This window comes from Algoriphagus faecimaris (assembly GCF_900101705.1).
Lineage (GTDB): Bacteria > Bacteroidota > Bacteroidia > Cytophagales > Cyclobacteriaceae > Algoriphagus > Algoriphagus faecimaris.
On sequence record NZ_FNAC01000048.1, the window covers coordinates 15605 to 28704 of the forward strand.

Consider the following 13100-nt stretch of genomic DNA (forward strand, 5'->3'; position numbering starts at 1 on the left):
TATTTACTATGGAAATTTCACCAGAAATGGCAGAAGCTTTAATTCAAGAAGCAATAGATCTAGCAGGTAAAATATTGCCCAGTTTGATCTATGCGATTCTTTTCTATGTTATTGGTAAATTTATTGTCAACAAACTCAGTTCTGGCTTTGCCAAATTGCTAAACAAGAGAGAGGATAATCCCTCATTGAATAACTTTTTGATCGGACTGGTCAAAGCGCTGTTGTTTGTCTCCTTGTTTATTGGAGTGGCCACGATTTTGGGTGTGCCGGTTACATCCTTCTTAGCTATTCTGGGTGCTGCTGGTTTGGCTATTGGTTTAGCATTGCAGGGTTCCCTTTCCAATTTCGCAGGAGGAGTATTGATACTTCTATTCAAACCCTTTAAAGTAAGTGATGTGATCGTAGCTCAAGGTCATACCGGGGTAGTTCAAAAAATAGATATTTTATATACCCATATGACGACTTTTGACAATAAAGAAATCATCATCCCAAATGGTGCTTTGGCTAACTCGGATGTCATCAATATGAGTACTCAACCGACAAGAAGAGCAGACTTTAATGTAGGAGTTGCCTACGGTACCAATATCAAAAAGGCGAGGGAAATCGTGCTTTCCATTTTTGAAAATGACGAACGGGCACTTAAGGATCCAGCTCCTGTGGTTTATCTTAATAACTTTGGAGACAGTTCACTGGACCTAGTCGTACGAGTCTGGGCAAATGCAAGTGATTTGTGGCCCATGTACTTTGATGGAATGGAAAAAATCAATGAGGAATTTGAGAAGAATGGTATTGAGATCCCTTTCCCGCAGAGGGTAGTTCATCAAGCTAAGTAGATTGATTCAATTTAGTAGATCCATAGAGGGGGCAATGCTCCCTCTTTTTTTACTTTAAAAATAAACGGTAAAATCCATCAAGGATTTTTTTTCGATAGCTGGGACATGACAATCTTCTGCGGCAAAACCTATTGGTAGAAGCAGAAATGGTTTTTCATGACTTGGTCTGTTAAGAATCTTAGACAAAAAATTCATAGGACTAGGGGTATGGGTCACAGTAACTAAACCTGCCTGATGAATAGCTGCAATCAAGAATCCACATGCAATCCCAACCGATTCATTGACGTAATAATGCTGGATTTTTTGCCCTTTTTCCACTCCGTAGGATTGCTTAAATACTACAATTAGAGCCGGAGCATCCTCGAGGAAAGGTTTTTGCCAATCGGTGCCCAAATGCTTCAAATCCTGAATCCATGTTGGAGACATGCGAGAGGAGTAATTCACCTTTTCCTCAGCTTCTGCAGCGACTCTGATTTGCTTTTTGATGGCTGGGTCAGTTACTATACAGAATGTCCAGGGCTGTTTATTGGCTCCAGAAGGCGCTGAGCCTGCAGTTTTGAGTAGGTTGGAAATTACCTTCTCTGGAATTGGGCGGGTACTAAATTCCCTTACAGTTCTTCTTTTGCTAAGGATTTCATAAAAAGAAGTTGACATTTCGATAGATTGAGCATCCGTAATCTGAGGCCTAGAATAACTGATATAAGGAAAGCCGTCAATTTCTTTACGTGTCATAGCAATTTGGTTAAGCAATAAAAAGTGGCTGGTTTTCGCCCCAGCCAATTTTGAATTTTAATCTACAGTGATGGTCTCACTTCCTCCGGGATAAGTGATTGTAACTGTACGGTCACATTCACCTGATCCAAAGTCCACCGTCACCGGGCTGTTTTCATAATTGAAAACCAAAGTTCCCGAGCTAGGAATCCAAACTCCTGATTCTACACAGGTTTGACTCACTTGGAGTCCTGTTTCTACTATTGAGGTATAATTTACTCCTGACCTTGCAGTTCCTTGGGCAGTGCCAGTGATGGTGATCTCGTAGCCTTGACTACCCAGTCTCACTTCACGAGACTGATTGGACGAATAGGTGGCAAACTGACCATCGGGCCAAGTGATTTTTCCATTTTCGACTTCTACGAGCAGATTTACTTCGCTGTTGAGTAGGTCGATTCCTCCATTGACAATAGATCGGGTTCCTTCGACTTTTAAACCGTCTACTTCATATCCTTCAAAAGTGGTAGTTACAGTAGCTCCTGGAAATAGAAAGTTTCCACTATACTCGAGGATTACTTTACCTTTTCTTTCCACTCCTGAGGAGCTGATGCAGCTTTCTCCAAAATTAATTTCAATCCGACGATTTTCTTGATCCACCATGATTACCACTCCCTCACAGATTTGATCATTTTGAGTCTGTTGTATTCTAGCGCCTAGTCCATTTTCCTCCAAAACAGTCAAGGTATAATTATCCAAATCCTCAAAGAGCCGATTGATCTGTAGATCATCATCTACCACAGTGAGGTCAGGTACTGTGAGTTCGGGCTCAGGATCAGATCCGCAGCTGAATAGGATAAAAGTTAGTAGACTGAGCGTCAGTAGTTGGTTTAATTTTTTCATTGGTTTTTAATAAAAGTGATGAATTAGTGACTGGATTTAACTTTTTTCTTTTGACTCTCAGAGGCACAGCCGATATTTTGAGTCAAGGAGACGGACTCTGGAAACAGACCCATTCCCTGAATGATTGGGGAATCACCTTCCCAAAGTTCCTCCGGTTCAAGTTTTTGTTTCTTTTTTTTCTTGGCCATGTTGAAGTAAATCTTTGATTTAAAGGTAGATTAAGAAAATATCAAATTCAACGCCAAGGTATAGAATTACATTACATCTTCTTCAATCCCTATATTTGAAGATGAATAAATTTAATTTTTCCGAAGAAAAGATAAGGGATCAATTACTTAGCATCAAGCGAAAGGCAGGAGGTTTTTCCTTATTGCGCTTAGCGCTTTTTTTAGCCATTATTGCGGCTGTAGTTTTATTTTTTTCTCAGTCAGGATGGTGGTTTTTTATTCTGATAGCCATAGGTGGAGGCTTTGTTTGGTCAGTCAGAGAGTTTAATTTTTTAAAGGATCAAGAAGCAGTGACTTTGGCCTTAGCCCAAATGAAAAAGGAAACCAAGTGGAGAGTGGATCGAAAACTGGATTCACTCGAGGAGGGCAAGGCCTATTTGGATAAAAACCATCCCTACAGTAATGATTTGGATTTATTTGGTGACCATTCTCTTTTTCAGCTCTTAAATCACTGTCATTCCATGGCTGGCTCCGACCTATTGGCCGAGGCGCTAAAAGCTCCCATTGAAATTGGGAAGAAATCAGCTCTTCGTGAGGCTGTGGATGAGCTTTCGCAGAAGCCCCTCTTTCTAAAAAGTATGGAAGCTGTAGGAAAGGCTTTTTATAACGATACTACAGCTAAAGCGGATTGGTCTGAGTGGTTGAAAGTAAAGGAAAAGCCAAAAAGTTATTTGTTGGCATTGGGAGGACTGGGGATATTGGGAGGAGTGTTCCTTTTGGTTTCTTTGTATTTAGGCTGGATACCCAGTGCAGTTTTAGGCCTTTGGATTTTGATAGGTATGGTTTTTCTAGCCTCAGTGTTTTCTTCTCTGAAAGAGGCGGCTGAGAAGATCCCCAATCGACAGACCTTAAAAACATTTATTCATTCGGTGAAATTGATCGAAGAGCAGGAGTTTGAGTCTTCTTTTTTGCGTGAGCAACAGGAAATCTTCAAAGAAAAAGCTGGTTTAGCTTCCCTTCATTTACTGGAGTTGGATCGCTTGGGGCTGTGGGTTCAGAATCGTCTTAACCTCATGTATCTCCCGATTAACTTGATTCTATGGACAGATCTCCTACTCTATGTGCGATGGGTCAAGTGGAAAAATAGATTTGGTGATAAGGTGGCGGCCTATCCGGAGAGACTGGCCTATTGGGAGATGTTAATTTCGCTTGGACTATTTCAGCATCAGCTGGGCACTCAAGGGGATGTGGAGATTGCTGCTGATCAAGTAGTAAAGGCTGAAGAATTGACCCACCCTCTTTTAGTGCCGGGAAAGGCAGTAGCCAACTCTTTTGAATTGGGTGGTGACAAACGAATCGTCTTGCTGACAGGTGCTAATATGAGCGGGAAAACTACTTTTATGCGTACGATTGGGATCAATCTAGTCTTAGCCAATTTAGGTCTGAGACCTTATGGAAAGCGCCTAGTCGTCGGGGAAATGGATCTATACACTAGTATGCGAAATGCTGATAATTTGGGGGAAAGTGTAAGTTCATTTTATGCAGAACTCAGCCGAATCAAGTCTCTAATTACTCGGTTGGAACAGGGAAAGCCTATCTTTTTCTTGCTAGATGAGATTCTTAAAGGCACTAATACTGAAGACAGAATAGCGGGTAGCGAGGCACTCATTCGACAGCTGATTCAGACAGAAGGATTGGGGATCATCAGTACCCATGATATTGAATTGTCAAGCTTAGAAAATCGATTGGGTCCGGTTACGAATAAGAGTTTTCACTCGGCGGTTTTTGATGATAAAATAGACTTTGATTATAAAATTAAAGAAGGTCCTTGCCCTAGCTTCAATGCACATAAACTTATGGAGCTCATGGGGATTAAGTTTGGGGGGAATAGTGGTTCTGCCTGATTATTGCTATATTATATGAAACTTTGTTTCACTTAAATTTAATTTTATGAACTCACTATTGTATTTTATCGCGGTAATTTTAGTTATCGGATGGATCTTGGGCTTTTTTGTGTACAGTGCGGGAGGATTGATCCATATTCTATTGGTCTTTGCAGTCGTAGCGCTACTGTTGAAACTAATAAAGAGAGCATAGGTAAAAGGTAAAGACCTTTTTGTCAAATTAACAATCTGCAGGATTATCTTGCAGATTGTTTTATTTTTGGGCCAATGGAAGCTTCAAAATCAAAAGTATTAGGAGTATTGGGTGGCGGTCAATTAGGCCGGATGCTCATACAGTCAGCGATCAATTATAATCAAGATATCTATATTTTGGATCCAGACCCTCAGGCCCCCTGTAGTGAGATTGCGCAGAAGTTTGTTTGTGGATCGTTAAAGGATTTTGATACCGTGTATGCTTTTGGTAAAGATTGTGATGTCATCACCGTAGAGATAGAGAGTGTCAATACAGAAGCATTGGAAAAATTGGAATCGGAAGGGAAGAAGGTTTTTCCTCAGCCTCATATAATCCGTCTGATTCAGGATAAGCGCGAACAAAAGCAATTTTATAAAAACTCGGGAATTCCCACGGCTGATTTTATACTTACTGCCAGCCAAGCGGAGGTGATGGCTCAGAGTGATTTTTTGCCGGCGGTAAATAAATTGGGAAAAGATGGCTATGATGGTAGGGGAGTGCAAGTGCTTCGAAATGAAGGAGACTTCGATAAAGCCTTTGATGCGCCGGGATTATTGGAGAAGTTGATCGATTTTGATCGGGAAATAGCCGTCATCGTAGCAAGAAATGAAAAAGGAGACCTCAAAATTTACCCATCGGTAGAGTGTGCTTTTCATCCTACTGCCAATTTGGTGGAGTTTCTTTTTGCTCCTGCAGAGATTAACAGCCAATTAGAAGAAAGGGCCCAAGAGATTGCCAAAGAGGTCATACTCAAATTAGACATGGTAGGTCTACTTGCGGTGGAAATGTTTGTGACCAAGGAAGGTGAGATACTCGTCAATGAAATAGCTCCGAGGCCTCACAATAGTGGACATCATACCATTGAAGCCAATTTTACTTCACAGTTTGAGCAGCATTTAAGAGCGGTGATGAATTGGCCTCTCGGAGACACAAGGCTTCGCTGTCCTGCGGCCATGATCAATTTGCTGGGTGAGGAAGGTTTTACCGGTGAGGCGATCGTAGAAGGGAAAGAAGAAGCCATGAGCGAGCAAGGTGTTTACATTCATCTCTATGGAAAGAAAATTACCAAACCTTTCCGCAAAATGGGCCATGTAACACTTCTCGATCAGAGCCTAGAGCAGCTAAAAGTCCGGGCAAATAGGATAAAAAATCTAATTAAAATCAAATCATGAGTAAGACAGCACAGGTAGGTATTATCATGGGAAGTCAATCCGATCTCCCAATTATGTCGGAGGCAGCTGAAATATTGGAGGAATTGGGTGTATCTTTTGAATTGACGGTAGTATCAGCCCACCGCACGCCCGATAGAATGGTAGATTATGCGCGATCTGCAAGAGAGCGCGGACTCAAGGTAATCATCGCCGGAGCCGGTGGAGCTGCACATCTGCCGGGTATGGTGGCTTCCATGACAAGCCTTCCCGTGATAGGTGTGCCGGTTAAGAGTTCTAATTCTATCGATGGCTGGGATAGTGTATTGTCTATTCTGCAAATGCCAGGAGGGATTCCAGTGGCAACGGTAGCTTTGAATGGAGGGAAAAATGCTGGGATTCTAGCAGCCTCTATGGTTGGGGCTTTTGATCAGGAAGTAGGACAAAGATTAGATGAATTTAAAAACTCACTTCGTCAAAAAGTAGAAGCATCTGCGGACGAACTCTCAGCTATAGGCTGGAGAGCTGCCTTATCAAAAAAAGCGAATTAATAAGTCATGAATTGGAAAAAGCCCATCAGATTCAAAATTAGCGGAGTACCATGGGAAATCCCATTGAATGTATTCCTGCTTCTGCTTTTCCTTACTATTCTATTGATGCTTGCGGGTGCCTATCTAGGCTTCCAGTTTGGTACTCAGACTAGCCCGTAAAGATTCCCCATCCATCATCTGTCCGATCCTTGGAATCGAATTCCTTGATCCAATCCAAAAAAAGCTTGCGGTACTCTTCGATAGCTTCTCGCAAAAGCTGAAGATGTTCTTCGGCATGGGTTTCTTCTAAAGCCAGTTGATAGGTGATGGAAAATAAACTTTTAGCGTGGATTTTTATCAGCATTGCCTTTTCCATTTTGATCACATAGTCTGAGCTGTTCTCTGCAGCTGAAAATTTGGCGGTCAAAGAGAGTGAGTCTTCTAGCATCAATGTGCCGTAAAGCTCTCGCCGGGCTTCATCTAGGCTCCCGACGAGAGCTTTGGTGAGCCCGACGATATCTCTTGCTTTTTTCATCAGTGGGTGCTTATAGACCCTTTCCTGATCTTTATGGTAGTCAAAACTCCCCTCTTCGTCGAAGTCGGGGTCCTCATCATCAAAATCATCCCACATGGTAAAAAAATTAAAGGCTATTACTTAAAAAGGTAAAACATCATCTTCGCTGTCCGAGTGGAAGGTGTCTACTTCGGGCATGGAGGTAGATTGAGAAGTATTACCACCAGAGCGCTCCACTCTATAAGCCTTGACCTCTGTATACCATCGACCATTGTATTCACGGCTTTCGACATCTATACTTAAGGTGACCTGCTCGCCTGCCTGTAGATTGAACTGGTCTATCTTATCCCCCCAAATTGCCACACAGACTTTTTTGGGATATTGACCGGGAGTCTCTAGGATAAACTCCTGCTTTCTCCAGGCATTGCCATTTCTTGAATTTCCACCTACTTCGGGTAGTTTTTGAATAATTTTACCGCTCAATTCCATTTTTTCATAAATTAATTTACATAACGAAGGTAAGCAAAGAGAAGCTAAAACTCCGAATTCAATTTAGATTTGCTTTTAGGGCCAAAGGAAAAATTGTCCGATTTGCATTCCCTTGTTTTTGGATCAATTATTTGACGACGAATAGTTTGCTCAAGGCCGATTTACCAAATATTATTTTTTTTCTAGGCTTTCCTTTTCGAATAAAAAAAAATGCTTGCTTTTTCTTTGTTTCCATTGAGTCAAAATGATACTTTTAAAACTGTTTCATAATCCTTCACACTAAAAAAATACTATGGCTTAGACTTTTACGTTGTTCATAAACCAAATCAAATGAGTAAGGGAATAGGTCCACGTGACAGCGAGTTGATAGCTCAGTATAGAAACGGCAGTGAAGCCGCCTTTGATCTTTTAGTAGATCGGTATAAGTCTAAAGTGTATACGACCATCTTTTTGATCGTCAAAGATCAAAGCTTGGCAGAAGACCTTCTTCAGGATGTCTTTGTCAAGGTGGTGAATACTCTGAATTCTGACAAATACAATGAGGAGGGGAAGTTTAAGCCTTGGTTGATGCGGATCGCGCATAACCTAGCCATCGATCATTTTAGGAAGTCCAAGCGATATCCGACCATAATGATGGAAGATGGTTCCAATATTTTCAATTCCCTGCAGTTTGCAGAAGAGAATATAGAGGATAGACAGGTGAGAGAAGAGGGGATTGAGCTCGTGAAGCGATTGATCGACGAATTGCCAGAAACTCAAAAACAAGTGCTCATCATGAGACACTACATGGATATGAGTTTTCAGGAGATTGCCGATCAGACCGGAGTGAGTATAAATACCGCCTTGGGAAGAATGCGATACGCGCTGATTCATCTGAGGAAAAAAATGAAACAACTAAATTTTGCCTATGATAAAACCATTTACCCCAAATGACCTGATACGATATATTTATCAGGAAATGCCTGAGGTAGAACAAGAACTCTTAATGCAGGCCTTGCACAGTGATCAACATCTGATGCAGGAATACTTGGAATTGCTGAGCGCCATAGAGTCATTGGATCAAATCCAACTTCAACCTTCAGATCAAGTAGTAAAGGCGATCAAGTCGAAAGCCAAATCTACGGGACTTCAGAAAGTCTAACTATTCGGTACCCCGCCTTTGCGGGGTTTTTTTATATATTTTCCCGAAGAAAAACAGAAGCCTGCTCAAGCAAATCTAGGTAAGTGACAGGGTCAAAGCCATGGCCTTGATCGGGTACGACAATGAATTGATGTGGTACCTGAAATTCGCCTAATTTTTCAGCCAACTCTTCACTTTGAGAAATAGGAACCACATTGTCCGCATCTCCATGAAAAATAATGCTCGGAATCGTAGTGGGTCCGACAAATGTGATAGGACTTGAACTTTGATATAGGTCAGGATTGCTATCGGGTGTACCCTCTAGTATTTCTGTCAATCCAGACTGGGTCAAAAAGTTGAAGTTATACAAGGTGCTTAGATTCGTCGGAGGAAAAAAAGCAATCACTGCTTGAATATTTCCTATACTTTGATGCTTGTAACCATGCAAAAGTGCTAAATGCCCTCCTGCACTTCCTCCTGAGAGTAAAATTTTGTCAGAAATATTCCAGCTTGCTAATTGGCTTAGAATTTCTTCTACTGCCAAAATCACATCCTCTTCCTGGGTTGGGAAGGAGTTTTCTTCAGAGATGAAATCATACAATCGATAATTGATCGATACAAATGCATATTCTGGAAAGAACTGCTCCATCAAAGGTTTGAATTCCAAGAACTCATCCTTACTTCCGTCTATCCAAGCACCGCCGTGAATATAGACCAATAGAGGGGTGTTTTCACGATCTCTTCCTGCCGGTAAGAATACATCGTAGGATTGCCGAGAATCGGGGCCGTACCTTTGGTCCAGCAGTTGCACTGCCTCTAGGGGTAAATTGGGATCATCTACCGAATCCGTGGTACAGGCAGAGAAGGAGATGAAAAGTAGGAGGTATAAAAGCTTGAGTTTGGAGTTCATTGGATTGGTTTTAATTGTAAAAGTGAGCTCGTAGATTTTTGTTGGACCGTTTGAAGCAGGGCCCTTCTCCCCGGAAAGTAATTAGGTGGTTTTATTTTAGTTTCAATTTAAAACCACTTGATTAAAGAGTTGAGGATCTGCTTGGTTTTTATCCCATAGGGAGGCCTCATCAGAGTTACGTTATTGATCCCGGTTCGTTGCTTAAGCACTCCTTTTTCATTACTGAAAGCCAGAAAACCGTGATGACCATGCGCCTTGCCTATCCCACTGTTGTTAACTCCGCCAAAGGGCAATTCATTGTGAAGAAAATGTAGGACGCAATCATTGATGACGGCATTTCCTGAGCTGCATGCTTTTAAAAGCATCTGTTGTTCCTCTTTGTTTTGATCAAAAATATAGAGCGCCAAGGGCTTGGGTTTGGAATTGATATAGGTAATGGCTTCCTCCAGTTCCTTAAAAGTCAGAATAGGCAAGATGGGGCCAAAGATTTCCTCCTCCGCGATTAGCATGGATTCCGAAATACCTGATATTAAGGTTGGCTCGATGTATCGATGGTGCTGATTGGTCTGACCACCGAATTCAATTTTTGCACCTTTTTCAGTGGCATCATCCAAGTACTTCTTAAGCCGCTGAAAATGTTTATCATTTATGATCCGCGCCAAATCAGGCGATTGCTCTATTCCTTTAAAGTTAGGATCATAATACTGTTGAATGGATATCTTAAGTTCGGAAATCAGGAGTTCTTTCTGCGACTCATGGACTAGTACATAGTCTGGAGCAACACAGGTTTGTCCGCAGTTGACTAGTTTTCCCCAAATGATTTTTTGTGCAGCGTCTTTAATATCGGCGGATGCAGTGACGATGGTAGGTGATTTACCACCGAGTTCTAGCGTCACAGAGCTAAGGTGCTCTGCTGCTTGTTTCATTATTATTTTTCCTATTTGAGGACTTCCCGTAAAGAAGATATGGTCAAAAGGAAGAGCAAGAAGGCTCTGTGCCACGGAAGCATCACCTCTAAATACGGCCACTTCCTCTGCGTCAAATAGCTCCGTAATCATGTCCTCTATCAATAAGGAGGTGGCAGGAGTCATTTCAGAAGGTTTGAGGATGACTGTACAACCTGCGGCCAAAGCAGAAATTAACGGACCGATTGCCAAAGTAAAAGGGTAATTCCAAGGAGAAATGATGAGTGTTCTTCCTTTGGGTTCTGCCTGGACATAGGCCGAAGTTCCAGTCATCGCAAGTGGAGTTTTGACTTTAGCGGGCTTCATCCAGGATTTAAGATGCTTTAGGGTATGGTTGATTTCTGAGGTGACAGGGAAAATTTCGCTGAGGTCAGTTTCAATTTCTGGTTTATTGAAATCCGCGGTGAGTGATTTCCTGATTTGATCTTGATGAGTTTTAATCCAATCTCTGATTTTGAGGATTCTATTTTTCCGCTCATCTAGGGTAGAGCTTCTCCATTTCTGCGAGGTTTCAAGCTGAGATTCAAAAATGCCCCAGGGGCTTTGCTGGATGTTGGTGGTTTGGTGTTCCATAAGCTTAAAGTACGGAGAAACGAAGAAAAGGTCTCAGTTAATATAAAGTGGTGTATTTCTAAATGTTTTTTTGATATAGATCAAACTTAGGTCATAAAGGGGTTAAAAGGTATGAAAAGAAAGCTTTTGTCTAAGCAATGAACAATAAGATTAAACAAAAAGACCTTTTGTAGGCATAAAAAATTATTTCGTACCAAAAAAATTGCATTACGTAAAAATATTTTTCGAATAAAGTTTGGATATGAAAAACATAAAAGTGTATTTTTATGGCAGAAATCTGTCTGTAAGATGAGAAACGAGCTCAAAAAAGCTCAAAAAAACAAGTCAGATATTGGTTCAGAAGTCAGAAAGTCAATTTTAGAATTGGGTAATGACTTGAAAATGAGAAAAGTAACGAAGAAAGTAACGAACTCGAAAAAATTTTAAATTCTATCAATATGGAGCAGATATCCAAATGCCGGCTCACCTGTCACCGAAATCTCAATTGGGATTTCTACGAGCAGCTGAAAAATTTGAGGTTGGTAAACAGCCTCAGGCTTTTTTTCTCAATTTTCCTAACTATAAATATACTTTCAAGCCTTTCGGCTTATAGTCAGGAGCCTATAGATTTCTCTACGAGTACGCCAGGTTGTCCGCAAAATAACGCCCTGGTTGCTCTTGTTGAATTTTTAGATCCCAACGGAGAAGATTTTGAAACAGAGTATAATATTGGAGATGATGTAGATGGAAAGATTTTCGCCACATTCGGTGGTAGCTCTGGAAATTTTTATTCAATATACGCACAATATGAGATTTGGGTAGATGATATCTTAGTCGAAACACGAGTTGAATGTGTTTCTCCTAGAATGAATGTTCCTCTTGGAGTGCCACAGGATATTGGAGACTTTACTTGGGAGTGGGGGAAGAAACTAGAAATTAAAAATGTGTATTTTGCTTGGCAGACTGGTAATGGATTCAATAGAGATTGTGATCCAGGAAATCTTCAATCCCAATGTTCGTTCACTCCTGAAGGATTTTTAGTTAGAACCCCTCTTGTTGTAGACTTTGATTTCACCACCAACTGTAATGATTTCACTGTTGATTTTGAAGATTTAACTACAGGTGGAAATGCTCCAGACGGTAACGACTCTGGGGATTACGTTTATTCTTGGACTTTTGAAAATGGTACTCCATCGACTTCTGATGTTGCCAATCCTCAAAATATTAATTTCGGTTCTGCAGGGGATTATGATGTGACCTTATCTGTCACTAGTGAGGGTATTACAAAGTCAGAAACAAAAACTATTACCCTTCTACCTGCTATTAGTTCCAACTTAATTAAAACTGAGGATTTAAATTGCGCGACAGGTACGGGAGGGGTACTTACTTTACTCCAGCCAACAGGTGGTGATGGAAATTACACCATAGATTGGTCTACCGATGTCCCAGGTCTTGAGCTTGAAGACAATATTTTGGTTCAATCGAATCTTCCAGTTGGAAATTATTTCGTAACAGTTTCCGATGGAAGAGGGTGTTCAAATAATTATTCAGGAAATATTTCTATTCAAGGCCAAGCACCTGCACCTACAGTAGAAGATCAGACAGTCTGTCAGACGGTTGGTTCTCTTTCATACGATGTGACTGCAAGCGAAGGTTTCGAGTTGATTTACTTTGCTACTGAAACTTCTGAAACACCAATCACACCTAGTGCTGTGGATACCAATGTTCCAGGCATTTATTCTGTTTGGGTGAGTCAAAGCAATGAGTTTGGTTGTGAGAGTGCTAGAGTAGAGGTGAGTATTACTGTGGTTAAACAACCTGCTCCACCTGTTTTGATCGTACCGGAACCTGATTGTGATGCTGAGACAGTTACAATTACATTTACTGAGGAGGAAGATGTTGAATATTCCTTAAATAGCGATTTTTCGAGCTTCATTGTTGACGGTAGTTTTACAGCTAATGTTGAAAGTAGTGGAACCGTCTATGCAAGAACAATAGGTTCTATTTGCGTAAGCAGCTCTGATTATGATGTTGAACCAGCTCCTGTCACTCCAGATGCTCCTGCATTGACTGTACCAGATCCTGAGTGTGACGCTGAGACAGTAACGATAACTTTCACTCCAGA

The 13100-nt window shown here is 41.2% G+C and carries 16 protein-coding genes; 9 read left to right on the plus strand and 7 right to left on the minus strand.

The annotated features are described in order from the left end of the window. Window positions 1-8: 8 nt before the first annotated feature. A complete protein-coding gene (locus BLQ57_RS18385) occupies window positions 9-833 on the plus strand; it encodes a mechanosensitive ion channel family protein (protein ID WP_087941079.1) in 825 nt (274 codons plus the stop codon). A gap of 54 nt (window positions 834-887) precedes the next feature. Here the strand turns inward: BLQ57_RS18385 and BLQ57_RS18390 are convergent, their stop codons facing one another. Genes BLQ57_RS18390 through BLQ57_RS21260 form a run of 3 tightly spaced genes read right to left on the minus strand, consistent with a single transcriptional unit; the run spans window position 888 to window position 2632 of the window. Then, on the minus strand, window positions 888-1565 hold the full coding sequence (locus BLQ57_RS18390) for a nitroreductase family protein (RefSeq protein WP_087941078.1): 678 nt from the start codon (window positions 1563-1565) through the stop codon (window positions 888-890). 57 nt (window positions 1566-1622) lie between these two features. Further along, complete coding sequence (locus BLQ57_RS18395) at window positions 1623-2444, minus strand: hypothetical protein (RefSeq protein WP_087941077.1); 822 nt, start codon at window positions 2442-2444, stop codon at window positions 1623-1625. A gap of 23 nt (window positions 2445-2467) precedes the next feature. Beyond that, window positions 2468-2632 carry a hypothetical protein gene (locus tag BLQ57_RS21260; protein ID WP_169712802.1) on the minus strand — a complete coding sequence of 55 codons (165 nt, stop codon included), beginning with the start codon at window positions 2630-2632 and terminating at the stop codon, window positions 2468-2470. A gap of 101 nt (window positions 2633-2733) precedes the next feature. Here BLQ57_RS21260 and BLQ57_RS18400 point away from each other — a divergent pair, with 101 nt between their 5' ends. From BLQ57_RS18400 to BLQ57_RS21375, 5 genes are all read left to right on the plus strand, one after another. After that, window positions 2734-4515, plus strand: a complete 1782-nt coding sequence (locus tag BLQ57_RS18400; protein WP_087941076.1) for a MutS-related protein — start codon at window positions 2734-2736, stop codon at window positions 4513-4515. 46 nt (window positions 4516-4561) lie between these two features. Then, a complete protein-coding gene (locus BLQ57_RS20985) occupies window positions 4562-4708 on the plus strand; it encodes a lmo0937 family membrane protein (RefSeq protein WP_139162808.1) in 147 nt (48 codons plus the stop codon). A gap of 74 nt (window positions 4709-4782) precedes the next feature. Then, entirely contained in the window at window positions 4783-5919 is a 1137-nt protein-coding gene (locus BLQ57_RS18405) for a 5-(carboxyamino)imidazole ribonucleotide synthase (RefSeq protein ID WP_087941075.1), read from the plus strand. Further along, the gene (gene purE / locus BLQ57_RS18410) at window positions 5916-6446 is read left to right on the plus strand and encodes a 5-(carboxyamino)imidazole ribonucleotide mutase (protein ID WP_087941074.1); all 531 of its coding nucleotides are present in this window, start codon (window positions 5916-5918) and stop codon (window positions 6444-6446) included. Before BLQ57_RS18405 ends, purE begins: the two co-directional genes overlap by 4 nt. A 6-nt stretch (window positions 6447-6452) precedes the next feature. After that, window positions 6453-6605, plus strand: coding sequence for a hypothetical protein (locus BLQ57_RS21375; protein WP_169712801.1), 153 nt, complete (start codon window positions 6453-6455; stop codon window positions 6603-6605). Here BLQ57_RS21375 and BLQ57_RS18415 read toward each other — a convergent pair. Further along, complete coding sequence (locus tag BLQ57_RS18415; RefSeq protein ID WP_087941073.1) at window positions 6595-7056, minus strand: hypothetical protein; 462 nt, start codon at window positions 7054-7056, stop codon at window positions 6595-6597. The two genes, BLQ57_RS21375 and BLQ57_RS18415, sit on opposite strands and share 11 nt — an antisense overlap. A gap of 24 nt (window positions 7057-7080) precedes the next feature. Continuing rightward, window positions 7081-7428: a DUF3127 domain-containing protein gene (locus BLQ57_RS18420; protein ID WP_087941072.1), complete on the minus strand. Its 348-nt coding sequence runs from the start codon at window positions 7426-7428 to the stop codon at window positions 7081-7083. Between the two features lie 330 nt (window positions 7429-7758). On the opposite strand from BLQ57_RS18420, the gene BLQ57_RS18425 reads away from it, so the two are divergent. Together BLQ57_RS18425 and BLQ57_RS18430 are read left to right on the plus strand one after the other, a co-directional pair. Further along, window positions 7759-8361, plus strand: coding sequence for an RNA polymerase sigma factor (locus tag BLQ57_RS18425; RefSeq protein ID WP_087941071.1), 603 nt, complete (start codon window positions 7759-7761; stop codon window positions 8359-8361). Next, complete coding sequence (locus BLQ57_RS18430) at window positions 8336-8569, plus strand: hypothetical protein (protein WP_087941070.1); 234 nt, start codon at window positions 8336-8338, stop codon at window positions 8567-8569. The genes BLQ57_RS18425 and BLQ57_RS18430 overlap by 26 nt, the downstream gene beginning before the upstream one ends. Window positions 8570-8600: 31 nt before the next feature. Here BLQ57_RS18430 and BLQ57_RS18435 read toward each other — a convergent pair whose 3' ends face one another. Both BLQ57_RS18435 and BLQ57_RS18440 read right to left on the minus strand, forming a co-directional pair. Beyond that, complete coding sequence (locus BLQ57_RS18435) at window positions 8601-9458, minus strand: alpha/beta hydrolase (protein ID WP_087941069.1); 858 nt, start codon at window positions 9456-9458, stop codon at window positions 8601-8603. Window positions 9459-9565: 107 nt separating this feature from the next. Beyond that, a complete protein-coding gene (locus BLQ57_RS18440; RefSeq protein WP_087941068.1) occupies window positions 9566-10996 on the minus strand; it encodes an aldehyde dehydrogenase family protein in 1431 nt (476 codons plus the stop codon). 437 nt (window positions 10997-11433) lie between these two features. On the opposite strand from BLQ57_RS18440, the gene BLQ57_RS18445 reads away from it, so the two are divergent. Continuing rightward, window positions 11434-13100: hypothetical protein (locus BLQ57_RS18445; protein WP_139162809.1), on the plus strand; the 1667-nt coding region annotated here is incomplete at its 3' end.